This window comes from Nocardia sp. NPDC055165 (assembly GCF_053606985.1).
Genome location: NZ_JBSGSS010000011.1, coordinates 30280 through 55725, shown reverse-complemented (window position 1 = coordinate 55725; position 25446 = coordinate 30280). Strand labels below are relative to the sequence as shown.

The following is a 25446-nucleotide window of genomic DNA, read 5'->3' as shown; positions in this document are numbered from 1 at the left end:
CACAAACCCGTCTCGTCTCGATCACCATCGCCCACAACAGCCTTGCGCCCCCGGCCGTGGGTACCGAGGATGGGTAGATGAGCTCGCCGGACGGGGGACGTCCGATCACCGCAACCGAAGCCGCCCGCCGCTGGGACCCGTGGACCCCGAGCGTGGTCGCCGCCCGCCTCGCCAGCTGCCCGGCCCCCTGGGCCGTCGCGGGCGGCTGGGCCCTCGACCTCTTCGCGGGCGCGATCTCCCGCGCCCACGACGACATCGAAATCACCGTTCCCCGAACGGATTTCCCCCAGATCGCCGCCGCCTTCCCCGAATACGAATGGGACGTCGTCGGCAGCGGCGAACTCTGGCCCTATGCCCTGGCCGCGTCCAACCCCGAACTCCATCAAACCTGGCTGCGCGACCCCTTCACCGGCGCCTTCCATCTCGACGTCTTCCGTGAACCGCACGACGGCGACACCTGGATCTGCCGCCGCGACCCCACGATCACTCTCTCCTACACCGAACTCATCCGCACCACGGCCAACGGCATCCCCTATCTCGTTCCCGAGGTCGTGCTGCTGTTCAAGGCGAAAGCCAACCGCCCCAAAGACCACGCCGATTTCCTCCGCGTCCTCCCCCTTCTCCCCGAGTACCGGCTCACCCGGCTGAATTCCTGGCTGACCCAGCTCTACCCGGATCACCCATGGCTGACCGAGATCTGCGCGCCCGCCGTCGTCCCCACCACTGCGGAATAGCGACAAACAGGCGGCGCGGAACCAACCGCGACCGGGCGATACCGCCGATCCGGAATCGAACGGTCGCCGAATTCATTCGGCCATCCGGCACCACTCTCGTCGATAGTCGGCCCAATCCTGCGGCGTGGCAGCGAAATCCACGTACAAGGCCACACCGAAGTTCGCGCGGCCGACGTCGGTGTCGGTCAGGCCGAGACGAATCCCCCGTACCGCGGCGGCAACGGTCTCGGCAGTACCGTGATGGCCCGGGTCGTCGGCCCAGAAGGCGGGTGCTCCCATCAACAGATCGACTCCGTCCGGTGTCACCTCGGCGGCGAGTCCGGTCTGCTGCGCCACATACCCGCTGTAGAGAGCCCGGGTAGGCATCGCCGTGTCATAGGACATCACCGCCACCTGATCGGAGCGACGGGCGACCTCGGCGAAATAGGCTTGGCTCCACCATTTTCCGTGATCGGCGACAGCCGAACCCACCGAATGCAATCCGGGCAGCGGATCGATCACCGGCGCCGAGACCGACAGCTGGACGTGCGCCCCCGAGGTCACGACCCGAGTCGCGTCGAGCAGCGCGAGAAATCCCGGCGACCCGGACCGAACGGGTTCGAGGTCGTAATGCACTCCGTCGAACCCGTAAGCCAGCACTCGCCGCGCCGATGCCACCACCCGCTCGCGCGAGGCCGCCGATTCCACATCCAGGCCGTCGAATTCGGGCTGCACGATGTCGCCGAGCCACGACTGCACCCGAATTCCCGGTAATCGCGCGTGCACCGCGTCGACGAACCATTGCGCCCGCGGTGCGAGATCGTCGCGCAGACTCCCGTCGTGTTCCAACGGTCCCGTATGGACGTACAGATCCCGAACTCCGGTACCTGCCAGCAACTTCCCGAGTCCGTCGATATCGGCGTCGGTCTTGCGCCCGTCCACCCAGGCATGACCGAGCCAGACCGCGTCTCTGCCTCGCGTCCGCGCCTGTTCGGACTGTTCGCCGATGTTGTGCACCAGCAGGGCGGCTACCACCCCCGCCACCGGCAGCGTCACCACAAGAACCAGCGCGAGCGCGATCACCGCACCCCGCGCCCACCACGACAGCGCCCGCCATTTCCCCCGCATCACTCCCCCTTGTCCGAGTCCCCCGATGCTACCGACAGGTACCGACAAGCAAATTTACGACAAATCACCCACCCGTGAAACACTGTTCGCCGCTGAATAATTGAATGGAGCACCATGAAGTACGTCGTCACCCTCGGTTCCGCCGTCATCGCCGCCTTCGCGTTCGCGATCGCCACGCCGGCCGTCGCAACAGCACAGCCCTCGAACTGCCACGCCTCCTACACCCCGTGCCTGCCCATCGTCAGCGATGTGGACTGCGAAGGCGGTAGCGGCAACGGCCCCGTCTACACCGGCCGCGTCACGGTGATCGGCCCCGACGACTACGGCCTCGACCGCGACGGAGACGGCATCGGCTGCGAGTGAACAGCACGAGGGGCGTGCGATGAACGACATCGCACGCCCCTCGGGATCAACCTCTCAGCGGTTGCCTTCAGGGCCCCAGCCCTGGTCATTGGGCTTGCCCAGATCGGGACCATCCGGATGCTCGGGACCGCCGTATCCCGGCCCGCCCGTGCCCGGACCACCGGTGCCAGGACCGCCGTAACCCGGTCCGCCCGTGCCAGGACCCCCGTAACCCGGTCCGCCTGTACCCGGACCACCGGTGCCGGGACCGCCCGCAGGCCCGCCGTAACCCGGTCCACCTTCTGGACCGCCGTAACCGGGACCGCCGTAACCCTGTCCGCCTTCCGGACCGCCGTACCCCGGCTGCCCGCCGAATCCCCCTGCGGGCCCGCCGTATTGCTGCGGGTATCCCGGCTCCGGGGTCTTCGCCGCGCCGGCGACCGGCCCACCGGTGACAAGCCGGTAGGCGTAGGTCGAGGCGATGATCGTCAACGGGATCGTGACGAGCAGGCCGAGGCCGCACAGCAGCGCACCGACGATGTTGATACCGAACAGCGCCAGCGCCAGCAGCAGCAGCGTTCCCGCGTTGCTCGAGATCGCCGAGAAACTCGACTTGATCGCGGTGACACCGTCCTGGTCACGGTCGATCACGAACTGCATCGTCCACCAGGTGAAGAACGCGACGACCAGGCCCGGCAACACACACAGCAGCAGGCCGATGCCGGTCGCCAGACCGACCAGCAGGCCGGCGATGATCACCGCACCCACATTGGTGAACTGGAAGAACGACCCGAATCCGGGCTTGTTGCCATCGGTTTCGTGCAGCGAGCCACGCACGAATGCCGCCGAGATCAGATATCCGATCACCGTGCTCACGATGGTGCCGAGGATCTGCCAGAGCCCGAACCCGAAACTGACACCGCCGTCATAATCGGTGTCGCCGGAGTTTCCGAGCCCGAACAGGAAGCTGATCACCGCCTGGATCAGGAATGCGACGACCACCATCCCGATCCACACGAGCGCGTTGTCTTTGAATTTCGTCCACCCGTACCCGATGGCGTCACCGACACTGAGCGTCGGTCCCGCCGGAGGATAACCGGGTTGCTGCTGTCCATATGTCATCCGAATCGCTTCCCCTCATCGTTCGAGACGGTCGCTGCCGCTCATATGAGTACTCCGATCCGACGTCACGGTCACGCCGACACAGCCGATCATGACATATGGAAAACGCTACTTGCCGGTGTTCTCGCGCTTCGGGAGTTTCCAGCCGGGACGAGGAAAATGGCAGGTGTAGCCGTCGGGGTAGCGAATCAGGTAGTCCTGGTGCTCGGGCTCGGCGTCCCAGAACGTGCTCGCCGGGGTCACCTCGGTGACGACCTTGCCCGGCCACAGGCCCGAGGCGTCGACATCGGCGATGGTATCGACGGCGATGCGGCGCTGATCGTCGTCGAGATAGAAGATCGCGGAACGGTAACTGTCGCCGAGATCGTTGCCCTGGCGATCCTTGGTGGTCGGATCGTGGATCTGGAACAGGAACTCGAGCAACGCGCGGTAGTCGGTCTGCGCCGGGTCGTATTCGATCTCGACGGCCTCGGCGTGGCCCGGGTGATTGCGGTAGGTGGGATTGTCGTTGGTGCCGCCGGTGTAGCCGACCCTGGTGGCCAGTACGCCGGGCTGCCGGCGGATCAGATCCTGCATGCCCCAGAAGCATCCACCGGCCAGAATCGCCTTACGAGTGTCGCTCACACATCCTCCTTCATGAGGGCTCAACGGTCGCACAAAACGGCCACAACCGCCTCTATGGAACACCGGTTTCAGCGCCGGAATTCCCGTCAGTATTGTTGCCGCCCGAGCGTTACCTCAGCAATGTCCACGTGCACTTTCAGGTCAGGCCAGGAAGTAGGAGGAAGACGGCGCGATGCCACGATTTGTCATTTCCCAGTGTTTGGCGATCGGATTGGCGGCAACAGCTCTGATGGGGACGGCGGCGACCGCCACGGGGGCTCACCCCGGCGCCGACGACTCGATCGCGCAGGACGCGGCGCCCTGCGAGGAACTACGACAGGCACGGCAGAACGGCCAGGGAGTCCGCGGGGCGAGCCCGGCGGCCGCGGGCCAGATCGACGCGGTGCTGATCACCGCGAAGAACCGCATGCCGATCGCGGGCGGCAAGATCGTCCTCACCGGCATCGACGCCTGTGGCGACAATATTCACCGGCACATGTCCACCGGGGCCAACGGGCAGGTGAGTTTCCGCGGACTACAGCCCGGGCGCTACCGGCTCACCGCCTACCGCAACGATTCGGCGACGCAGTCGGTCACCCGCGCCGATGTCGACCTGTCGACTCCGTCGCTCAAAACGATCCAGTTCACCGCCGACTGATCGAGGAGGCCGGGCCGGGCGCTGTCACCGCCCGGCCCGAAACCTGTTGACCCCCAGCGCGGTCGCGTGTCCCGTGATAGAAATCACCCCAGAGTGAAAAGGGGTGGTTTCCGCATGGAACCGACAGCCGAACAGCGGGCCGCGCTGGGCATGATCTGCGATACATTTCTCCCTGGCGACGGGCGCGGACTACCCGCCGCGACCGATATCGGCGCGGTCGACACGATCTTCCGCATCCTCGGGCGCAATCCTCGCGAGGCCGAACAGAAGCAGCTGGCAACGCTGTTGGGACTGTGGGATTCTCGCCTCTTCGGCCTGTTCACCGGCCGCGGCCCGCGCCGGTTCTCCACGCTCTCGCAGGAGCAGCGCGAGGCAGCCCTGCTGCGCCTGGCCGACTCCGGCCTCGCCCCCGCCCGGGCGATCTTCCAGGCGCTCAAGCAGGCTTCCCTGCTCGCCTACAACGTGAGTCCCGGGCCCACCGGAACGAATCCGCTGTGGGCGGAGATCGGCTATCCGGCGCCGGCCGGTCGGCTAGAGACCGCCCCGAAGCCGCCGCTGTCACCGCTGCGATTCACCGAATCCACCGCGCTCGAATGCGATGTGGTGGTGGTCGGCTCCGGCGCCGGTGGCGGTGCCGCCGCGGCGGTGCTGGCCGAAGCAGGCCTCGACGTGATCGTGCTCGAACGCGGAAACTATTACGACGACCAGGATTTCGGCGACGGCGAACTCGACGCGCTGACCAGCCTGTACGCACCGGGACCCGCCGCATCGGCGGAAGGCCAGATCACCCTCGTCGCGGGGACCTGCCTCGGCGGCGGCACCGTGGTCAACTGGAGCACCTCGCTGCCGACGCCCGACACCGTCCGTACCGAATGGGCCGAGACCGGCGTGCCGCAGTTCGCCGAGGACGAGTTCGGTGATGCGCTGGCCGCTGTACAGAAACGGATCAGCGTCACCGACAGCAAGTCCCCGCTTTCGGCGCGCGACGGCATTCTCGAGCGCGGTGCGCGCGCGCTCGGCTGGGAGGTGGACACCCTGCCGCGCAATGTCAGCGATGCCTGTGACGCCGGAATCGAGTGTGGGCGTTGTGGCTATGGCTGCCGCCTCGGCGCCAAGCAGTCGGCGACCAAGACCTGGCTCGCCGATGCGGCCGAGCACGGTGCGCGCCTGGTGGTCGACGCCGACGTCCGCGCGATCACCGTGACAGCGGGTCGGGCCGAATCGGTTTCGGCGGTCACCGCCTCCGGCGTCGAGATCACGGTGCGCGCCAAGGCGGTCGTGGTCGCCGCGGGCGCGATCCAGACACCGGCGCTGCTGCGACGATCCGGTCTGCGCAACAAGAACATCGGCCGGTATCTGCGCCTGCACCCGGCCGCGGCGGTCTTCGGCGTCTTCGACGACGACGTCCGCCCGTGGGAAGGAGCGTTGCAGGCCCGCATCAGCAGGCACCACGCGAACCTCGACGGCAACGGCTACGGCGTGATCTACGAGACCGGCCCGGTCCATCCCGGTCTGGCCACCGGTTTCATGAGCTGGCGTGGCGCGGCGCAACATCGGGCCACCATGCTCGATTTCGCGCGCACGAACTCCATCGGCATCATCACCCGTGACCGCGACCCCGGCACCGTCTCGATCGACAAGTCCGGCGAACCGGTGGTGAAATACCAGTTGTCCGACTACGACGCGGCGCACTTGCACACCGGCATCGTCGGCGCCGCCTCCATCCTGGAAGCCGCGGGCGCGCAACGGATCTTCTCCGGTCATCAGGCGGGCATCTCCTTCGAACCGGGCACCCGCGGTTCGCTCGCCGAATTCGACGCCGCGGCGAAGAAGGCGGGCTACGGCCCCGGCCGCTGCTCGATGGGCGCGCTGCACATCATGGGCTCGGCCAGGATGGGCGGTACGCCGGAACTCTCGGCGACCGACCCGGACGGTGCCACCTGGGATGTGCCGAACATCGTGGTGGCCGACGGGTCGAGCTTCCCCACCGCCCCCGGTGTGAACCCGATGGTCACCATCGAGGCGATCGGCTACATGAACGCGAAACGGCTCGCGGCCCGGCTGGGCTAGTGGTGTCGATGTGCAGTGGACACGTAGTGTGGTCGGTACACATGTGGTGATCCACCGCGCGGCCGGGCCGGCGCGAATTCGCGGAAAGGGCTGAGATGGACAAGGCGACGCAGTTGGTCGAGTTCGAGACCATGCTTCTCGCGCGCCACAGCCTGAGATCGCGCCGCGGGCCGGACGCCATGGACCGCAGCGCATATATCTTGCTGAGCAGGCTGCGGATGGGTGGGTTGATGTCCATCGGCCAGCTCAGTGACGCACTGGGCTTGGATGCCTCGACTCTCAATCGGCAGACCGCCGCCATGATGCGGACCGGCGCGATCGAGCGGATGCCGGATCCCGAGGGAGGGATGGCGCGGAAGTTTCGGGTCACATCCAAGGGTGCGCGCCGGTTGAACGCCGAACGAGCCCTGATCGTCGACGCTCTGGATTCGATCCTCGAGGACTGGCCGGCCGAGGATATCGCCGCCTTCGTCGGCTACCTGCGACGATTCAACACCGATATCGAACGCCGGTCAGGGGAGTACTGGCCACGGCCGATCACGGCCCTGCCCGCGGATCACTAGCGGAACTGCGACCTACCTCACGACTTCTCGATCGACTTCGCGCGCTCAATAATGTGTACTATACACATCTGATGCAATATGCATATCTTGTGCTCTGTACATAAATTGCGTGTTTGTCGATAGGAGCGGTACGTGGGAATCTCGGAAAAGACGACGCGACCCGGGGTGGTCGTCGGCGTCCTCGCCTTCGGCGGCACCGTCGCCGCGATTACGCAGACGGCGGTGGTGCCGATCATCGGCCAACTCCCGCAACTGCTCCATACCAGCGCCGCCAACGCCTCCTGGGTGATCACGGTGACGCTGCTCGTCGGCGCGGTGTTCACCCCGGTCGCAGGCAAGCTCGGTGACCTCTACGGAAAACACCGCATGCTGCTGGTCTCCGGTGGATTTCTGATCGTGGGCGCCGCGATCGCCGCCATGTCCTCCTCGCTGGTACCCATGCTGATCGGACGCGGGATCCAGGGCATGGGGGTCGGTTTGATTCCGTTGGGAATCAGCCTGATGCGCGATGTGCTTCCCGCGGAGCGGCTGGGTTCCTCGATCGCGCTCATGAGCGCGTCGCTCGGGGTCGGTGGCGCGTTGGGTCTGCCGGTGTCGGCCGCGGTCGCGCAGTATGCGAGCTGGCGGGTCCTGTTCTGGGCCGCGGCCGCGCTGAGCGTCCTGATCGTGGTGCTCATCGCAACCCTCGTTCCGGCCGAGGCCAAGCGCGGTGACGCGGGTGGGCGGTTCGATTTCGTCGGCGCGGCGGGGCTCGGCGCGGGACTGGTATTCCTGCTCCTGCCGGTGTCGAAGGGTGCCGGGTGGGGCTGGACCAGTGCCACCACGCTCGGGCTGTTCGCCGCCTCGGCGGTGACCCTGGCCGCGTGGGGATGGTGGGAATTGCGGACTTCCGACCCGCTCGTCGATCTGCGCACCACGGCCCGGCCGCAGGTGCTGCTGACCAACGCCGCCTCCGTCCTGGTCGGCTTCGCCATGTACGGCCAGGCACTGATCGTGCCGCAGTTGATGCAGTTGCCCGCGGCCACCGGTCACGGCATGGGACAAACCATGCTCGGCATGGGTCTGTGGATGGCGCCGGGTGGCTTGATGATGATGTTGTTGTCACCGGCGGGCGCGAAACTGTCGGCCGCACGCGGACCCAAGGTCACCCTCGCGGTCGGGGCGCTGATCATCGCGGTCGGCTATGGCTCCTCGGCCGTGCTGATGGGTTCGACCTGGGGTCTGATGACGATGGTCTGCATCACCAATATCGGTGTCGGCCTTGCCTACGGCGCCATGCCCGCCCTGATCATGGGCGCGGTGCCGCTGTCGGAAACCGCCTCCGCCAACAGCATCAATACGCTGATGCGCTCGCTCGGTACGTCGGTGTCGGCCGCCGTTGTCGGTGTGGTGCTGGCCAATATGACAACCGACTTCGCCGGGCACGCCGTGCCGTCGGAGGCGGGGTTCCATGTCGGCCTGCTGATCGGCGCCGCTGTCGCGCTCGTGGCGGCCGGAACAGCGATGACCATTCCGCGCCGACCGGCCGAGCCCGCCGATCTCGATTCCGAACTCGCGACACTGTCGACGCGGCCGGTATCGGTGGCGAAAGCCTGACGAGCCGGCCTAGGACCGTTTGATCCCGGCGAGCACCGCCCGTAGGACGTCCAGGTCCGGGGCGGTGCTCATCTGGTTTCGTGGCGCCCTGGCATGGAGCCTGCCCTCGTCGATCAGGTCGCCGATGAGCAGCTTCGTCGAGGTCAGGGGTAGGTGCAGGTGGGCGGAGACCTCCGCGACCGACAGTGGCGTGCGGCACAACTCGACGATCGCGTCGTATTCGGGCGCGAGCAGACGTGAGCGGGCACCCGAGCGCGCGTCGACGAGCAGGGTGGTGAGCTCGAGGTCGGGGCGCTGCGCCTTGGCGCGCCCGCCGGTGACGGCGTAGAGGCGCACCAACGGACCAGCCTCGTCCTCGTACCAGTGTTCGCGCTCGTCGCTCATGGTCGCGGCGAGACAGCGGGGAACTGGCCGGAGATCGCCGACTCGGGATCGGACGCCTCGGCCAGCGCCGACGGGATCAGCACCACGACCCGCACGCCTCCGTAGACCGACTCCGACAGCCGCACCGAGATGCCGTGCCTGCCCGCCAGCGTGGCCACAACGAACAGCCCGAGCCGCGAGGTTCCGGCCAGCATGCCCACGCTGAACGCGGGCGGGTCGGCCAGCATCGCGTTACGTTCGGCCACATCGCTTTCCGACATGCCCAGACCCTGGTCGACGATCTCCACCGCGACCCCACGACCGACCACGATCCCCGACACCGCCACCTGGGTCTCGGGTGGGGAGAAGGCGGTCGCGTTGTCCATCAGCTCGGCGAGCAGGTGGATCACGTCCGCGACGGCGTGCCCCGAGACGCGCACATCCGGCATCTGCTTGGCCGCGATCCTGGTGTAGTCCAGGCTTTCCGCGATCGCGCCGCGCACCAGCTCGAACAGCGGGACCGGTTTGCGCCACCGACGGCCCGGCTGTTCGCCGCCGAGGATGATGAGGTTCTCGGCGTTTCGCCGGGCACGGGTGGCCAGATGGTCGAGCTGGAACAGCAGATCGAGCTGATCGGCGTTGCTCTCGTCGCGCTCGGCGCGGTCGAGCAGTGCGAGCTGGCGGTGAACCACCACCTGGCTGCGGTGCGCGATATCGAGGAAGACCGTGCTGATCCCCGCCTTCGTCTGCGCCTCGGCGACGGCGGCCGACATCGCGGCCACGTGAGCGCGGTTGAACGCCGCGGCCACCTGGCCGAGCTCGTCGGTACCGAAGTCCAGGCTCGAACCCTCCGCCGCGGTCTCGACGGTCTCCCCCGTCGCGACCCGGCGCATCACCTCCGGCAGCCGCTCGTCGGCGAGTTCGAGGGTGTCGTGGCGCAATCGGTGCATCCGCGCGATGAACCGATTCGCCATCACCAGCGCGACGAGGAAGGCGGCCACCGCGGCGAGCGCGATCAGCGCACCGCCGAGCAGCGCGCTGCCGGTGTCGCGTTCGCCCTGCTCTCTGGCGATGACGTGGGCGTCCCCGCTCTGGTCTTCCCACAGTTTCTGCAAGGCCAGGCCCACGTGTTTCGACGCGTCCTGCCAGTCGGCCAGACCGATCGGGAGCCCGGCCTCCCCGTCGCGTACGGATATCGGTCCGCGCAACAGGATGGCGTCCTGCATCGCGATGACCTGCTGCCACTGCGGGCCTGCGGTGATCTCCGAGAGCTGCGCCAGGCGGCGGCCTTTCAGCACCGTCGCGGAATAGGCTGCCTCGCCGCGGAATTCGCCGATCCGACGGCCGAAGTCGACCAGCTGGGCAGCGCTCATCTCGCCGGTGGTCACTGCGACGGAACCGAGAGAGTCCGCTTGTGACAGCGCTTCGGCCGCACGCAATTGTTCTACGGCGTAGCCCAATTCGATGCCGACCTTCGCCTCGGGCGCGACCCGGGCCGCCAGCATCGACGCGGCGATGATCGTGCCGATCACCCCGGTGTAGAACCCGAAAACCTCATCGGAGGAAATCCGCAGGAATTCCACGCCGGTGCGCACGGTCGGCACCATGGAGAACAGCTCGTTGTATCCCTCGATGTCCTCGCGCGAACCCTCGGGATTCAGCGCGCGAGCCGCGTCGCCTTTCGCGATCACCGCCGCGAGCGCCTCGTCAGAACGCTGTTTGGCGGTGGCCAGCGCGGGCGCCGACGACACGTCACCGGCCAGCCGCAGCAGCGACAGCCTGCGCTCTTCCTGGAATGCCGACACCATGAGAATCGCGGGCCCGGTGGTACTGCTCGCCAATTCGGCCCAGTCGGTGGAATCCCTGGCCGAATTCACCAGATAGACAGCTCCGCCACCACCGACCACCAACAGCATGACACTGGAGATGAGCACCATCGACAACAACCGGATACGCACACTGACCCGGCCACGAACACCGGTACGCCTGATCTTCAAATCTGAAATCTTTCCGCTCCCCGGAACGCCCGGGCGCCCCGCTGCGTACCGGTGCCGCCAATGGGCCACCCACCACGCGTGTCTCGCCGTGAGACTAACCGACGGCCCGACCGTCTGCGCGAAGTCGCGAATTGTCGAAAAACACGGTGTATCAGGCTAACTCACAGCATCTGAACGCCAGGTGCGGTTTACAGCGCCGCCGCTCGCACCCGATGGCTCGACAGATGACTCAGCACCGCTTGATTCGCCTCCCAGCCGTCGGGGAACTTCACCGGCACCCCGAGGTGGACCGGGTCGGCGGAGGGGTGGGCGTCGAGGAGTTCGGGGATGCCCGCGCGGCCCACGAGGATGCAGGCGTGGCGGTGCCGGGACGCCAGCACACACAGCCGGCCCGCCTCCAGGTGGAAGGCGCTGGCGTCGCGGCGGCCCGAGAGCGGGTGCAGCACCAGGGTGACGTCGTATTCGCGACCCTGGAGCCGGTTGGCGGTATCGACAGTGACGGGTTCGGCACAGGTACCGCGCAGGGCGGTGCGGATGGCGTCGGCCTGGTCGCGGTGCGCGGTGCCGATCGCGACCCGCTCGGTGGTCACCGGGCGGCTGCCGGATTCGGAGTGGGCGGTAGCGCCGCGTTCGATCAGCCGGGCCGCGATCGCGGCGAGTGCGGCGACGGCGTCGCGGTCGGTGCGCAGGGTGTGCCGGGCAGGCAATTCGTACCAGCCCCATCCGGATTCGGCCGCCTCCTCCAGCACCGCGTCGACCGGCCCACCCAGACCGCGGGTCGTGAAGTCCAGGCGCCGGTCCCCGAGTCCGGTGCCGGACTGGAATTCGGTGAAGGGGTAGAACGCCTTCGACACCACCGGTGCGGCAGTGGCGGGCAGCCGCCAGGACACCGGCAGCCGGTGGGTGGGAATGTGATCGTTGTTGGCCAGCATCACGCTGACCGCGCTCATCGTCGGATCCCAGGTGAGACCGGCCCAGCGCGCGGTTTCGACGGTCGCGAACGGGTCGAGCTGTCCCGGGTCGCCGACGAACAGCCCGCGATCGAACCGATTCGCGATGCGCAACAACATGTCCGAGCGCATCTGGTACGCCTCGTCGATGATCGCGTGCGACCAGCTGCCCTCGGTGATGGTGGCCCACTTGGCCGCGGTGCCGATGACGATGGTGCGGTCGGCGAGGTCTCCGGGTTGCTTGGCGACCCGGACATTGCCGTGCCGATCCACCCGATCGCTCACGACGTAGGCCGCGCTGGACAGCCGCCCGATCCGCAGTGCGGGGTCGGCGGCGGCCAACCGGTCGATGAGGTCGTCGACCTGCTCGTTGGTCTGGGCGACGATCATCCGTTGGTCGCCGTCCTCGGCGAGCTGGCGAGCCGCGCGCACGACCAGCGTCGACTTGCCCGCCCCCGGCGGGGAGTCGACGACGATCGCGCGATGGCTCTCGTCGCGCAGGTCGGTGAGAATTCCGGCGACGGCCTCGTCCGGTGTGGTCACTGGAGTTCGTCCCCCTGCTCGTCGGTCGGCGGGGTCCATTCCGGCGGCGGGCCCCCGTGGGTCCACGGCGTCTCCTCGCGCGCGGGCAGATTCAGCATCCCGTTGAACGGTGCCGGTTTGAAGCGGGCGAAACCGAGGTCGTCGCCTTCCTCCGGAACGCTGCCCGGCTCGGCGACGAGTTTGCGCCCCATTCCGCCGGACAGTTCGAGAACGATCGTGTCACCGTCGATCTCGACGACGAGCCCCGACTGTTTCGGCCGCTCGACACAGGTCAGTTCCTCCCCGGCCACGGCGATGAAGGGGTCGGTGGTGCGAATATGGATGTGCGGGCGCAGTTTCGGACGCGATCCCGAACGATCGAGACGCTCCGGCTCACTGTGGGTGACGGTGCCGCGGAAAGCCGCTCCGCTGACACGGTGCTCGAGCATGCGCAGCGGATCATCGAAAGCACACTGCCCCTGCAGGGCTTCCAGCGCCCGTTCCCGCTCCAGCAGTCTGCGCACCGCGGGAACGGCGGAATCGCGGCGGGCCTGCGGAATACCCTCCGCGACATCGGCGGCGAAGCGGGAGAACGCACCGCGATCATCGGTCCACCGGTTCTCGACGCTGGCGCCTTCGGGCAGTGCGCTCAGCAGCTCGATCGAACGCCACATCAGCTGCCAGGTGGGTTCGAGCTGGCCACGCAGCGAGCGCTCGAGCCGTTCGGCCGCGACAGATCTGGCGGAGTCGTCGAGTGCGGCGTTGTAGGCGGCGATCAGCGGCGCGAGTTCCTCGTTGTCGAATCCGGGATCGGTGGCCGGACCCGCGGGCGGCGACAGCAGCGGGTCCTCGGCCAGGGCAGCCGCTTCCGCGCCGGTCGACCCGGGCGGCGGATCGATCCAGCCGAGCAGGGCCGCGAGATTGCCGTCTTCGAGGCTGGATTGGCCCGACGCCCAATGCGACGACAGCGCCGTCGTCATCGCGGGCAACACCGCCGAACCGGGATGTTCGGCGCGATCACCGAACCAGGTGAGCCAGCGTCCGAGCAGCGGAATCGACTCCGGCACCGGGTTGTCCCCGTCGATCCGGTGAAATCGCACCGAACGCCCCAGCAGCTTCAGAAAATTCACGCCGCCGGGGTTCGGTGTCCACATCTGGGGCGCGTCGAGACACCGCGTGTAGGTCTCACCTGCCTTGCTGGTGAGCTCCTCGGTTTCGACGAGAAACGTCGAAAGATAGGGCAGCACAACATCAGCCAGTTGCTCGATGAACCGCAACCGCAGCACGCGGTCGCGCGGCTGCGGCACCGTCAGCACGTTCTGGTCGCCGGCCGAGGTGCCGATCATGATCGCCACCGGTGCCGCCGCCTCCCCCGCCAACCGCAACGGCACCGCGACCAGCGGCCGCTCGGCGAGGTGGATGTGACGCACCGCCGCGGTCGCCTGCGCGCGGCCTGCCCGCACGGCCTCGGCCTTGGCCAGGGCCGCCAGGACGCTCATCCGGCGATCTCCCACCGCAGCCGATGGGCGGTCCGCAGCATGGCCGTGATGTCGGCGTGCTCGGGGCCGGGTTCCAGCGTCCCGTCGGCCAGGCCCAGGACCGTGTGGATGTTCTCGATGCCACCGACCACATCGCACACCCCGCGGCCCAGCGCGTCCACCGAACCGCAGGTGCGGGCCTCGTCGCGGCAGGCGAACGCGAGCTCGCAGCTCGACATGCACTCGGGCGCGTAGCGGGCCGGGATGGCGGCGATCGTCTTCTCGAGGTTCTCCCCCGGCGCGAAGGTGGCCTCGGGTGGCAGCAGGTCGAGCAGGTCGGGAATCGCGGTGAGCCTGGTCAATTGGCGCGAGACCGTGGCGAGTTGCTTGCGCAGATCGACGAGTTCGGCGGTCGGCCGATTCGAGAAGTCCTTCGCGCAGACCAGAATCACATTGTGCGACACGATCTCCGGTGACTCACCGATCTCGGCCATCAACTCACGCAAGGCGATCACGTACACGGCGGACTGCCGCGCGGCGGCCGCCACCTGCGCCGGATCCGCCTGCCCGTCGATCACCGGGAAAGCCTTGACCTCCACCACATGGAACTTGCCGTCCAACTGCACGGCCACCACATCGGGTTCCAGATAGGCCGTCGCACCGGCGATATCGAGCCGCAGCATGGGGTGGTCGAACAGGGTGCCGTCGCCCGCCGCGATCGCGCTCTTCAGCAATTGCCTGGTGCGTTGGTACCGCACCGCGTTGCCGGTGTTCTCCCCCACCGAATTCAGGTCGTGGTAGGCGACTTCGGGAATCGTGAGTCCGAGTTTGTCACGCAACAGGGCGAGCAGTTCCGCGCAACCGTTCGCCTTCACCATCGCCTCGAAAGCGTTGCCGCGCGTAATGGCGAACTGGGACTGACCGAATTGTGGCGGGAACCCCAGCGATTGGGCGATCACAGTCTTGTCCACCGCGGCCGCGTCGAGCAGGGCGCGGCGGGCACATCCGGGATTGGCCGTCAGCGCGGCGATGGTACGGGCATTGTGTCTGGTCGCGGGGGCTTCGCCGCGCAACTCGTCCAACTGTGCTGCGAGAGTGCTCATTTCACCTCGATTCGTCGCCGATCGGCTACGCCGAGCCGAACACCGAATAGTTGTGCGGCCGGATCCGCCAGCTGATCCGCCGCCCGACACGCGGCCGAATTGCGCTGCCTCGCGTCCTCGTCCTCGTGCACCGCGAGCTCACGCCGCGCGGCCTCGATCACCTTCACCGGGTCGAGCGAATCCGGGGCGGTGGAGATGCCAGGAATCGACACGGCGAGCCGCCACAGTACGCGCAAACCCGACGTTTCCCCCGCAGGCTGCGCCGAAAGATGTTCGGCCAAGCGAATAGCCGACACCAGCAGCCCGACCCGGGGACTCAACGGGCCGACCATCCGCCGTTCCAGTGGCCACGAACTCACCGCCATCAGACCGCGCGCGGGGGCGAGCAGATCGGTGGTGAGGGCCGCGCACAGGTAGTACGGCCGGGCGTACGGCGCCGACCGGAAGGAACGCTCCTCGTCACGGCGCAGGCTCGTCAGCCGGGCGGGCAGCAGCTCGCCGGAGAAGAACGCGTCATGGGTGGCGAGCACCAATTTCGGCGACGACGGCACCGACAGCAAGGTCAACGCGCGATGCACATGTTCGCGCACCGGCACCCCCGGCGCCTCCGACGCCTCTTCCGGCATCGAACCGAGAACCGCCGCGTCCCAGGCCAACTCGGCCCGGCGCAGTTCGGCGCGCAATTGCCGCGCCCCGGCCCGATCCCCACCGGCGGCCGCCCGTCGCACCTCGGCCCGCAAACCGGAGATGCGCACCTCCAGCTCCTCGGCCGAGTCCGTCACGAGTCGGAGCGTATCCACAGCTACCAGTATTGTCCAGTAATTCCCAGTATTTCCGGGACAGCCGAACCGACGTGCCGCACACCCGCCCACCCGGACTCGTGATGCGAGCACCGATAGCGACCGAATAACCTGGGGCAATGACAGCTGTTGCAGATCGTTCACTCGGACCGGAATTGGCGCGCACCGAAACCATCGCCGCGGACACCGACGTGCTGGTGATCGGGTTGACGTCCTCGGAGAACGGACCGGCCATCGTGCCCGCCGACCTGTTCGGCGACGTGCTCACCGCCGAGGTTCGCGCGGAACTGCTGGACGCTCTCGGCTCGGTCGGCGCCAAGGGCAAGCCCGAGGAACTCACCCGGGTGCCCGCGCCCGCCGCACTGGCCGACGTCACCAGTGTGCTCGCCGTCGGACTCGGCGCGGCCGACAAGGTCGACGCCGAACAGGTACGCCGCAGCGCCGGTGTGGCCGGGCGCGCGCTCAGCGGCACCGAACTCGTCGCCACCACCCTGTCCGGCATCGATCTCGGTGCGGCGGCCGAAGGGTTCTACCTCGGCGCGTACACCTTCTCGTCGTTCAAGTCCAAGAGCGCGCCCAAGCCGGACGAGCGCCCGGTGGTCCGGCTCGAATTGCTGGTGCCCGGACCGGAATTCGGCACGCTCGAGCTACTGCGCGCACAGCTGGTCGCCGAAGCGATTGCCACCGCACGCGATTTCGTCAACACTCCGCCGAGCGCGCTCTACCCCGCCGAGTTCGCCGAGCGGGCCCGGATCCTCGCCGTCGGGGCCGGCCTCGAGGTCGAGGTGCTCGACGAGAACGCGCTCGCCGCGGCAGGCTACGGCGGCATCATCGGCGTCGGCCAGGGTTCCTCGCGTCCGCCGCGCCTGATCCGGATCACCTACGCGGGCGGCCCGAAGAAGATCGCGCTCGTCGGTAAGGGCATCACCTTCGACACCGGCGGCATCTCGATCAAGCCCGCCGCCAACATGGAGAACATGACCTCCGACATGGCGGGCGCCGCGGCGGTCATCGCCACCGTGCTACTGGCCGCGCGGCTCGGCCTGCCGGTCACCGTGACCGCGACCGTCCCGATGGCGGAGAACATGCCCTCGGCTACCGCGCAGCGCCCCGGCGACGTGCTCACCCAGTACGGCGGCACCACCGTCGAGGTCATCAACACCGACGCCGAGGGCCGTCTCATCCTGGCCGACGCGATCGTGCGCGCGATCGAGGACGAGCCCGACTACCTGATCGATGTCGCCACCCTCACCGGTGCGCAGATGGTCGCGCTCGGCACGCGCACCCCGGGCGTGATGGGCACCGACGAGTTCCGCGACCGCGTCGCCGCGATCTCGCGCTCGGTCGGCGAGAACGGCTGGGCGATGCCGCTTCCCGCGGAGCTGCGCGCCGACCTCAACTCCAAGGTCGCCGACCTGGCCAATGTCGCGCCGCACCGCTGGGGCGGAATGCTCTCGGCCGCACTGTTCCTCAAGGACTTCGTGCCCGAGGGCGTGCAGTGGGCCCACCTGGACGTCGCGGGTCCGGCCTACAACACGGGCGGCCCGTTCGGCTACATCGGCAAGGGCGGTACCGGCGTCCCGGTGCGCACGCTCATCACCGTGATCGAGGAGATCGGCGCGGAGTAGTCACTCCCCCAACTCGGCTTCGCGAGCCCGCCGCTCCTCGATGCGGCGGCGGGCATCGAAGTCGCGCATGCGTTGCGGGTAGCCGGTGCGGTTCACGTCGTAGACGGGGACCTTCAACGCGCCGGCCAACCGCCGCGCGCCCTTCTCGCCGACGATGCGACGGGTCCACTCACCGTCCGCGGCCACCAGCACTGCTGTGACATCAGTCACAGTAGTTTTGGGTTCGACGAAAGCTTCGACGCCGCGCCGCGTCCGCGCCCAGTCCGCCAAGGCGCTCACTTCCGACGCGGTCTCGCGAGCGCCTGACCTGCTCGCACCGCGCCCACCACGGAAACGATCCAGCAAACCCATCCGGCTCGACCTCCTACATTCCGGCGGAATTCTGCTCACCGCCGTACATTCCATGGTGCCAGCTTCGCCCGGATCGCCGCCCTGCGCTACACCCGCGACGGACGAGTGCAAGGATGGTTGCCGGAACAAGAACCAACGTTTCCCGGGTGCTCCGCCGAGACCGGTGGGGTGGACGAAAGCCGCGACCCGCGACGGATGTCCGCCGGGTACACACTCAGAGGAGTCAGAGGACATGGCCTTCTCCGTCCAGATGCCAGCCCTTGGTGAGAGCGTCACCGAGGGCACGGTGACCAGGTGGCTGAAGCAGGAAGGAGACACGGTCGAGGTCGACGAACCGCTGCTCGAAGTCTCCACCGACAAGGTCGACACCGAGATCCCGTCGCCGACCGCGGGCGTGCTCTCCAAGATCGTCGCCCAGGAAGACGACATCGTCGAGGTCGGCGGTGAGCTCGGCGTGATCAGCGATGCCGGCGAGACCCCCGCCACCGCTCCTGAGCCTGCTGCCGCACCCGCCGCGCCTGAGCCGGCCCCCGAACCCGCGCCCGCGCCCGCCGCGCAGGCACCTGCCGCCGAGGCCCCCGCCCCGGCCGCCGCGCCTGCCGCGTCCGCTGCTTCCGGCACGCCCGTGAAGATGCCCGAACTGGGCGAGTCGGTCACCGAAGGCACTGTGACCCGCTGGCTCAAGGCCGTGGGTGACACCGTCGCCGTCGACGAGCCGCTGCTCGAGGTGTCCACCGACAAGGTCGACACCGAGATCCCGTCGCCGGTCGCGGGCACGCTGCTCGAGATCACGGCGCAGGAAGACGACGTCATCGATGTGGGTGGTCAGCTGGGTGTGATCGGTAGCGGCCAGCCCGCGGCCGCCGCGCCCGCACCGGCTCCCGCCCCGGCACCTGAGCCCGCCCCGGCGGCTGAACCTGCCCCGGCACCCGCGCCTGCGCCCGCCGCCGCGGCCCCGGCACCCGCGCCGAAGCCCGCTCCGGCACCGGCTCCCAAGCCCGCTCCGGCACCCGCGCCTGCCGCGGCCGCTCCTGCCCCGGCGTCGTCCAACGGCAGCACCCCGTACGTGACCCCGCTGGTCCGCAAGCTGGCCGACGAGAACAACGTCGACCTGTCGACCCTCACCGGTTCCGGTGTCGGCGGCCGCATCCGCAAGCAGGACGTGCTCGCCGCCGCCGAGGCCAAGAACGCGCCCGCCGCCGCTCCGGCTCCGGCCGCTGCCGCCGCACCCGCGCCCGCGGCCAAGCAGTCCGCCGCCCCGAAGCTGGCCGCCCTCGTCGGCACCACGCAGAAGGCCAGCCGGATCCGCCAGATCACCGCGACCAAGACACTCGAATCGCTGCAGAGCACCGCGCAGCTGACCCAGGTCCACGAGGCCGACGTCACCAAGATCGCGCATCTGCGTCAGCTCGCCAAGGCCTCGTTCAAGGCGCGCGAGGGCGTCAACCTGACGTACCTGCCGTTCTTCGCGAAGGCCGTCGTCGAGGCGCTCGGTGTGCACCCGAACGTGAACGCGTCCTACAACGCGGACACCAAGGAGATCACCTACCACGCGTCGGTGCACCTGGGGATCGCGGTCGACACCGAGCAGGGTCTGCTCTCGCCGGTCATCCACAACGCCAGCGACCTGTCGCTGGCCGGCTTGGCCCGCGCGATCGCCGACATCGCCAACCGCGCGCGCACCGGTGGGCTCAAGCCCGACGAGCTGTCCGGTGGCACCTTCACGATCACCAACATCGGTAGCGAGGGCGCGCTCTTCGACACCCCGATCCTGGTCCCGCCGCAGGCGGCCATGCTGGGCACCGGCGCGATCGTGAAGCGCCCGGTGGTGGTGACCGACGAGGCCGGTGGCGAGTCCATCGGCGTGCGCTCGATGGTGTACCTGCCGCTCACCTACGATCACCGTCTCATCGACGGTGCCGACGCGGGCCGGTTCGTCTCCACCATCAAGCACCGGCTGGAAGATTCGGCGTTCGAGGCCGATCTCGGCCTGTAGTCGAGGAATTCATGAAGGTGGTCATCGCCGGTTCGTCCGGCCTGATCGGGACGGCGCTCGTCGCGGCACTGCGCCGCGACGGGCACCAGGTCTCCCGCCTGGTGCGGCGCACTCCCGCCGCACCGGACGAATTCGCGTGGGATCCCGCGCGCGCCCAGCTCGACGAGCGGGCGTTGCGCGGGGCCGACGCGGTCGTGAACCTGTGCGGTGCCGGCATCGCCGACCGTCGCTGGGACGGCGGCTACAAGCAGTTGCTGCGTGACAGCCGCATCACTCCCACCGATGTCCTGGCCACCGCGGTGGCCGCCACCGGTGTGCCGACGCTGGTCAACGCCAGCGGCTCGCACTACTACGGCGGCGGGACCGGTGACGCGATCGTCGACGAGACTTCGCCCGCCGGTACGGATTTCCTGGCCACCCTGTGCCGGGACTGGGAAGCCGCCACCGAACCGGCCGCCGAAGCGGGCGCGCGCATCGTGCTGCTGCGCAGTGCCGTGGTGCTGGCCCGCAACGGCGGCATGCTCGGCAAGTTGCACCCGCTGTACTGGGCCGGTCTGGGCGGACGCCTCGGCAGCGGCCGCCAGTACCTCCCGTGGATCTCCCTCGACGACGAGGTCGGCGCGATCGTCTTCGCGCTCACTCACCCCGAGCTCTCCGGCCCGATCAATGTCGCAGGCCCCGCCCCCGTCACCAACGCGGAATTCAACCGCGCCTTCGGCCGCGCACTACGCCGGCCGACCCCGTTCATCGTCCCCGGTTTCGCCCTGCAAGCCCTGGTCGGCGAGCTGGCCGACTCGATCCTGCACGGCCCACGCGCCATCCCCGCGGTGCTGGAAGAGGCCGGGTACACCTACCAGCACCCGACCATCGGCGCCGCGCTGGCCGTCGCTGTCGGCAGAGGGTGAGCCGATGCTGATCCGCGACGCCGACAAGGCCGACCTCCCCGCCGTCCTCGCCATCCACAACACCAACATCGCCGAGTCGACCGCGATCTGGGACACCGACGAAGTGGACCTGGACGACCGCCTCACCTGGTTCGCCACCCGTACCGATGCCGCCATGCCGATCCTGATCGCCGAAATCGACGGCGAGGTGGCCGGCTACGCCTCCTACGGCCAGTGGCGTCCCAAGTCCGGCTACCGCTTCACCGTCGAGAACTCGGTCTACGTCGACAGCGGTTTCCAGCGCCGCGGCGTAGCCACCACCCTGCTCACCGAATTGATCGCGCGCGCCATCGATTCCGGTCGCGTGCACGCCATGATCGCCGCCATCGAGTCCACCAACAGCGCGTCGATAGTCCTGCACGAACGCTTCGGTTTCCACACCGTCGGTGAACTCCCCGAGGTCGGCTACAAATTCGGCCGCTGGATGGACCTGACTCTGATGCAGCGCAACTTCCCGGTCGAACCCTGAGACCCTCTTTGGCCGCACCGGACCCCCGGCGTAACGTCAGAACGGTGAACGACACGCGCCCCACCGCGTCCGCTCGATTCGATACGACCCCGATCGTGGTCGAGGATCTCGGACTCATCGACTATCACGCCGCCTGGGAACTGCAACGGCAGACCGCCGATCAGCGCGCCGCAGGCGAAGGTTCCGACCGGCTGTTCGTGCTCGAGCACCCGTCGGTCTACACCGCGGGCCGCCGCACCGAGACCGAGGATCTGCCGATCGACGGCAGCCCGGTGGTGCAGGTCGACCGCGGCGGCAAGATCACCTGGCACGGGCCCGGCCAGCTGGTCGGCTATCCGATCATCCGCCTCGCCGAGCCCGTCGATGTCGTCCACTACGTCCGGCGCCTGGAAGAGGCCCTGATCCAGGTCGTGTCCGGGCTCGGCATCACCTGCGGCCGCATCGACGGCCGCTCCGGGGTGTGGCTGCCCGCCAACGAACTGCTCGCCGAGCGCAAGATCGCCGCGATCGGGGTGCGCGTGCAGCGCGGTGTCGCCCTGCACGGCATCTCCCTGAACTGCAATTCCGCCCTCGACGGCTTCCAGGCGATCGTGCCCTGCGGCATCAAGGACGCCGGCGTCACCACGCTGACCCGCGAACTCGGCCGCGAAGTCACCGTCGCCGAGCTCAAGCCCCTCGTGGCCGCCGCGATTGTTGCCGCGCTCGACGGTGAAATTCCCGTTCAGCCCCATGACATTGATCGCACCACCGCCCCGGCGAACGCACAGGCCCCGAGCGTAGAGTCGGTCCGGTGACTTCCGTCGACGCCTCTGCCCCCGCCGGACGCAAGCTGCTGCGCATCGAAGCGCGCAACGCGGAGACACCGATCGAACGCAAACCCAAGTGGATTCGCACCCGCGCCACCATGGGCCCCGAATACACCGAGCTCAAGAGCCTGGTGAAGTCCGAGGGCCTGCACACCGTCTGCGAAGAAGCGGGCTGCCCCAACATCTTCGAATGCTGGGAAGACCGCGAGGCCACCTTCCTCATCGGCGGTGAGCAGTGCACCCGCCGCTGCGATTTCTGCCAGATCGACACCGGCAAGCCCGCCGCCCTCGACCGCGACGAGCCCCGCCGCGTCGCCGAGAGCGTCCAGTCGATGGGCCTGCGCTACTCCACCATCACCGGCGTCGCCCGCGACGACCTCGACGACGGCGGCGCGTGGCTCTACGCCGAGACCGTGCGTGCCATCAAGGCGAGCAACCCGGCTACCGGCGTCGAACTCCTCATCCCCGACTTCAACGCCGACCCGGCCCAGCTCGCTGAGGTCTTCTCCTCGCGCCCCGAGGTCCTCGCGCACAACCTGGAAACGGTGCCGCGCATCTTCAAGCGCATCCGCCCCGCCTTCCGCTACGAGCGCTCCCTCGCCGTGATCACCGCCGCCCGCGAGGCGGGTCTGGTCACCAAGTCCAATCTCATCCTCGGCATGGGCGAAACCCCCGAAGAGGTCACCGAGGCGATGCGCGACCTGCACGAAGCGGGTTGCGACATCCTCACCATCACCCAGTACCTGCGTCCGAGCCCCCGCCACCACCCGGTCGACCGCTGGGTGAAGCCGGAGGAATTCGTCGAGCATTCCAAGGTCGCCGAAGAACTCGGCTTCGCCGGTGTGATGGCCGGCCCGCTGGTGCGCTCCTCGTACCGGGCAGGCCGTCTCTACGCCCAGGCGATGGCCCACCACGGCCGCGAGATCCCCGAAGCGATGGCCCACCTCGCCAAGGAAGGCACTGCCTCCCAGGAAGCCAGCTCGGTCCTGGCCCGCTTCGGCAGCTGACCTAGACTAAGGGTCCCCTCACCCCCTCGGAAGGACCCATGTCGAAGTTCGAGAACGTCTCCGTCAGCAAGAAGGCCAACGTCTACTTCGACGGCAAGTGCGTCAGCTACAGCCTCGAGTTGCCCGATGGCGCCTCGGTGTCGGTCGGCGTGATCCAGCCGTCGTCGCTCACCTTCTCCACCAATGCTCCGGAGATCATGGAGCTGGTCGCGGGTGAGGCCAACGTGACCTTGGCCGGTACGACCGAGCCCATCACCTACCGTGCGGGCGAGTCGTTCAAGGTCCCCGGCGACAGCTCGTTCGACATCGAGGTCGTCGACACCCTGCACTACGTCTGCTACTACGGCTGACGAACCGGAGCCGGGGCGACCAGATCGGTCGCCCCGGTTCGCCGGATCTACTTCACCAGGAACTCGTCCTTGTACAGCCGGTTGGGCCGCGGGGCCGTGGCCTCGCTCAATTCCACCTGAAAGTCACTCTCGCGCTTGGTCCTCGGTCGGTAGCTGCCACCGAAGGTGACCATCACCGACCCACCGACACCGGTCGTCCCGCGAGCCGACGTCGTTTCCCGGCCGGCGTTGAACACCGTCGCCACATCGCGGCCGTCGTTGCCGACCGCGATCTTGCCGTCATGGAAGAACTGCACGAACGTCCCGTTGTCCGCGCCGACGGTGGCAGCCACCGTGTGACCCTTCTCAGGGTCGAGCTCGAACTCCGCGTCACACTGCTGGCGCCGATCCACGGGGCCGGGCTCACCGAGGGTGCGCCCGATGCCGAGCAGCACGGTCTCGCCGAGGGCGTTGTGCCGCACGCGAGCTTCTTCGGTCCACAAATGGGTGGTCGACCAGACCTTCACGCGCCCGTCATCGAAAAGCGACACCCGGTCGTCGGTGCCGTTGCTGATCAGATATTTCGCACTGTTGGGGGCCATACCTTCCATCTTCCTCGCTTTCGCGCGCCGAAATCACCCGTTCGGGCGAGTAGATCGCCCGTAACGCTCTGCGCGCCAGGTCAGAAGCTTTTGTGCGGTACGCCGACGGTGAGACCGCCGTCCACTACGAACTCCGCGCCGGTCGAATACGAGGACTCGTCGGAGGCCAGATACGCCACCAGCGCCGACACCTCATCCGGCTCGGCCGCCCGCGCGAGCGGAATCTGCAGGAAGTCCGCCGGAATCCCCTCGGTCATCGGCGTGGAAATCAGGCCCGGATGCACCGAGTTCACCCGAATTCCCTGCGGCGCGAGCTCCAGCGCCGCCGACTTGGTGAGCCCACGCACCGCGAACTTCGTCGCCGTGTACCCGTGCAGACCAGGACTCCCCCGCATCCCCTCGACCGAGGAGATGTTCACGATCGACCCGCCACCGGCTTCCTTCATCGCCGGAACGGCCGCCTGCATCCCGAGGAACGTCCCGGTCAGATTGATATCGATGATCCGCTGCCACTCGTCCAACGCGAAGTCCACCAGCAGATTCCCATTGACGATCCCCGCATTGTTCACCAGCACATGCAGCCCACCGAACTCCTCGACCGCGGCAGCCACGATCCCCACCCACTGCTCCGGCTCACGAACATCGAGATGCCGATAGGCCACCGCGTCCCCGAGTTCCTTTGCCACCGTGGCGCCTTCGTCATCGAGCACGTCCCCGATCACCACCGAGGCCCCCTCGGCGACGAACCGCCGAGCATGCGCCGCCCCCATCCCGCGCGCACCACCACTGATCACCGCAACCTTGCCGGCCAACCGTCCCATATCCGCATACTCCTTCGTAGAAACCGAACCTCCTCACACCGTAGGAGGACAGCCCACCCGACGGACAGTATTGCTAGAACGCGTTCCAATTTCGCTTCCTGCGCGGACGATCCCGGCGAGCGCCACGACCGGAAACAGAAACAGCCAGAGGTTGGGAATCCACCACATCAGGCTGCACTCGCCCCGAATCACGTAGAAGTTCAGCGCCATCAGCCCTGCGGCGGAGGTCAGCGACAACGACACGATGATCAGCGGGATCGAGTAGGCCGAGCGCCTGCCGAGCGCGAGCCCGGCCAGCCCCAACCCGATCGCCGCGGCATCGAGTCCGAGAAACGACCAGTTCCACTGCTGGAGAAACTCATCCGACCCGACACTGATCAGCCCCAGCGCGGTGACGACCCAGTAGGCGAGGAAGCCCAGGTCGGTCACCAACATCACTCGCTTCACCACTCGCAGTTTTTGCATAACCACGGTTACATAATACC

At 68.0% G+C, this 25446-nt stretch carries 26 protein-coding genes; 13 read left to right on the top strand and 13 right to left on the bottom strand.

Translation table 11 applies throughout. The features are described 5' to 3' along the window. The first annotated feature begins 77 nt into the window (after positions 1-77). Positions 78-734 carry a nucleotidyltransferase domain-containing protein gene (locus tag ACWFRF_RS22710; RefSeq protein ID WP_452452120.1) on the top strand — a complete coding sequence of 219 codons (657 nt, stop codon included), beginning with the start codon at positions 78-80 and terminating at the stop codon, positions 732-734. Between the two features lie 72 nt (positions 735-806). Here the strand turns inward: ACWFRF_RS22710 and ACWFRF_RS22705 are convergent, their stop codons facing one another. Then, complete coding sequence (locus ACWFRF_RS22705; RefSeq protein ID WP_452452117.1) at positions 807-1841, bottom strand: hypothetical protein; 1035 nt, start codon at positions 1839-1841, stop codon at positions 807-809. 114 nt (positions 1842-1955) lie between these two features. Here ACWFRF_RS22705 and ACWFRF_RS22700 point away from each other — a divergent pair, with 114 nt between their 5' ends. Then, the gene (locus tag ACWFRF_RS22700) at positions 1956-2204 is read left to right on the top strand and encodes a hypothetical protein (RefSeq protein WP_452452115.1); all 249 of its coding nucleotides are present in this window, start codon (positions 1956-1958) and stop codon (positions 2202-2204) included. Positions 2205-2258: 54 nt separating this feature from the next. Here the strand turns inward: ACWFRF_RS22700 and ACWFRF_RS22695 are convergent, their stop codons facing one another. Both ACWFRF_RS22695 and msrA read right to left on the bottom strand, forming a co-directional pair. Next, positions 2259-3305: a hypothetical protein gene (locus ACWFRF_RS22695; protein WP_452452113.1), complete on the bottom strand. Its 1047-nt coding sequence runs from the start codon at positions 3303-3305 to the stop codon at positions 2259-2261. Positions 3306-3413: 108 nt separating this feature from the next. Beyond that, entirely contained in the window at positions 3414-3929 is a 516-nt protein-coding gene (gene msrA, locus ACWFRF_RS22690) for a peptide-methionine (S)-S-oxide reductase MsrA (RefSeq protein ID WP_452452111.1), read from the bottom strand. A gap of 172 nt (positions 3930-4101) precedes the next feature. Here msrA and ACWFRF_RS22685 point away from each other — a divergent pair, with 172 nt between their 5' ends. From ACWFRF_RS22685 to ACWFRF_RS22670, 4 genes are all read left to right on the top strand, one after another. Beyond that, positions 4102-4566: a carboxypeptidase-like regulatory domain-containing protein gene (locus ACWFRF_RS22685; protein ID WP_378992486.1), complete on the top strand. Its 465-nt coding sequence runs from the start codon at positions 4102-4104 to the stop codon at positions 4564-4566. A gap of 114 nt (positions 4567-4680) precedes the next feature. Continuing rightward, entirely contained in the window at positions 4681-6636 is a 1956-nt protein-coding gene (locus ACWFRF_RS22680) for a GMC family oxidoreductase (protein WP_452452109.1), read from the top strand. 95 nt (positions 6637-6731) lie between these two features. Next, positions 6732-7199 carry a MarR family winged helix-turn-helix transcriptional regulator gene (locus tag ACWFRF_RS22675; RefSeq protein ID WP_452452107.1) on the top strand — a complete coding sequence of 156 codons (468 nt, stop codon included), beginning with the start codon at positions 6732-6734 and terminating at the stop codon, positions 7197-7199. A 132-nt stretch (positions 7200-7331) separates the two neighbouring features. Then, on the top strand, positions 7332-8795 hold the full coding sequence (locus ACWFRF_RS22670; RefSeq protein ID WP_452452105.1) for an MFS transporter: 1464 nt from the start codon (positions 7332-7334) through the stop codon (positions 8793-8795). 9 nt (positions 8796-8804) lie between these two features. Here ACWFRF_RS22670 and ACWFRF_RS22665 read toward each other — a convergent pair whose 3' ends face one another. The 6 genes from ACWFRF_RS22665 to ACWFRF_RS22640 all read right to left on the bottom strand — a co-directional run bounded on the left by ACWFRF_RS22665 (position 8805) and on the right by ACWFRF_RS22640 (position 15990). Further along, the gene (locus ACWFRF_RS22665; RefSeq protein WP_379312956.1) at positions 8805-9179 is read right to left on the bottom strand and encodes a DUF742 domain-containing protein; all 375 of its coding nucleotides are present in this window, start codon (positions 9177-9179) and stop codon (positions 8805-8807) included. Beyond that, entirely contained in the window at positions 9176-11155 is a 1980-nt protein-coding gene (locus ACWFRF_RS22660) for a sensor histidine kinase (RefSeq protein ID WP_452452103.1), read from the bottom strand. Before ACWFRF_RS22660 ends, ACWFRF_RS22665 begins: the two co-directional genes overlap by 4 nt. Before the next feature lie 188 nt (positions 11156-11343). Continuing rightward, positions 11344-12648 (bottom strand): AAA domain-containing protein, encoded by a 1305-nt coding sequence (locus tag ACWFRF_RS22655; protein WP_387447654.1) that lies wholly within the window; start codon positions 12646-12648, stop codon positions 11344-11346. Then, complete coding sequence (locus ACWFRF_RS22650) at positions 12645-14126, bottom strand: hypothetical protein (RefSeq protein ID WP_452452101.1); 1482 nt, start codon at positions 14124-14126, stop codon at positions 12645-12647. Before ACWFRF_RS22650 ends, ACWFRF_RS22655 begins: the two co-directional genes overlap by 4 nt. Continuing rightward, complete coding sequence (locus ACWFRF_RS22645; protein WP_379312959.1) at positions 14123-15208, bottom strand: hypothetical protein; 1086 nt, start codon at positions 15206-15208, stop codon at positions 14123-14125. Before ACWFRF_RS22645 ends, ACWFRF_RS22650 begins: the two co-directional genes overlap by 4 nt. Further along, on the bottom strand, positions 15205-15990 hold the full coding sequence (locus ACWFRF_RS22640) for a hypothetical protein (protein ID WP_452452099.1): 786 nt from the start codon (positions 15988-15990) through the stop codon (positions 15205-15207). Before ACWFRF_RS22640 ends, ACWFRF_RS22645 begins: the two co-directional genes overlap by 4 nt. 137 nt (positions 15991-16127) lie before the next feature. Between ACWFRF_RS22640 and ACWFRF_RS22635 the strand changes: the two genes are divergently transcribed. Next, positions 16128-17636 (top strand): leucyl aminopeptidase, encoded by a 1509-nt coding sequence (locus ACWFRF_RS22635; protein WP_378992469.1) that lies wholly within the window; start codon positions 16128-16130, stop codon positions 17634-17636. Here the strand turns inward: ACWFRF_RS22635 and ACWFRF_RS22630 are convergent, their stop codons facing one another. Next, positions 17637-17987, bottom strand: coding sequence for an oxidoreductase (locus ACWFRF_RS22630; protein WP_452452098.1), 351 nt, complete (start codon positions 17985-17987; stop codon positions 17637-17639). Between the two features lie 232 nt (positions 17988-18219). Between ACWFRF_RS22630 and sucB the strand changes: the two genes are divergently transcribed. The 6 genes from sucB to ppnP are packed head-to-tail and all read left to right on the top strand — an operon-like array spanning position 18220 to position 23559. Next, complete coding sequence (gene sucB / locus ACWFRF_RS22625; RefSeq protein WP_452452096.1) at positions 18220-19983, top strand: 2-oxoglutarate dehydrogenase, E2 component, dihydrolipoamide succinyltransferase; 1764 nt, start codon at positions 18220-18222, stop codon at positions 19981-19983. 11 nt (positions 19984-19994) lie between these two features. Further along, complete coding sequence (locus ACWFRF_RS22620; protein ID WP_452452094.1) at positions 19995-20888, top strand: TIGR01777 family oxidoreductase; 894 nt, start codon at positions 19995-19997, stop codon at positions 20886-20888. 4 nt (positions 20889-20892) lie between these two features. Beyond that, positions 20893-21396 carry an N-acetyltransferase family protein gene (locus ACWFRF_RS22615; protein ID WP_452452092.1) on the top strand — a complete coding sequence of 168 codons (504 nt, stop codon included), beginning with the start codon at positions 20893-20895 and terminating at the stop codon, positions 21394-21396. 44 nt (positions 21397-21440) lie between these two features. After that, complete coding sequence (gene lipB / locus ACWFRF_RS22610) at positions 21441-22190, top strand: lipoyl(octanoyl) transferase LipB (protein ID WP_452452090.1); 750 nt, start codon at positions 21441-21443, stop codon at positions 22188-22190. Continuing rightward, the gene (gene lipA, locus ACWFRF_RS22605; protein ID WP_358127197.1) at positions 22187-23209 is read left to right on the top strand and encodes a lipoyl synthase; all 1023 of its coding nucleotides are present in this window, start codon (positions 22187-22189) and stop codon (positions 23207-23209) included. The genes lipB and lipA overlap by 4 nt, the downstream gene beginning before the upstream one ends. Before the next feature lie 38 nt (positions 23210-23247). Beyond that, positions 23248-23559, top strand: a complete 312-nt coding sequence (gene ppnP, locus ACWFRF_RS22600) for a pyrimidine/purine nucleoside phosphorylase (protein WP_379318659.1) — start codon at positions 23248-23250, stop codon at positions 23557-23559. A gap of 47 nt (positions 23560-23606) precedes the next feature. Here ppnP and ACWFRF_RS22595 read toward each other — a convergent pair whose 3' ends face one another. From ACWFRF_RS22595 to ACWFRF_RS22585, 3 genes are all read right to left on the bottom strand, one after another. Further along, entirely contained in the window at positions 23607-24140 is a 534-nt protein-coding gene (locus ACWFRF_RS22595) for a hypothetical protein (RefSeq protein ID WP_378992460.1), read from the bottom strand. A gap of 80 nt (positions 24141-24220) precedes the next feature. Further along, positions 24221-24961, bottom strand: coding sequence for a glucose 1-dehydrogenase (locus ACWFRF_RS22590; RefSeq protein WP_452452087.1), 741 nt, complete (start codon positions 24959-24961; stop codon positions 24221-24223). A gap of 33 nt (positions 24962-24994) precedes the next feature. Further along, positions 24995-25408, bottom strand: a complete 414-nt coding sequence (locus ACWFRF_RS22585; protein WP_449970766.1) for a DUF5360 family protein — start codon at positions 25406-25408, stop codon at positions 24995-24997. Between the last annotated feature and the right edge of the window lie 38 nt (positions 25409-25446).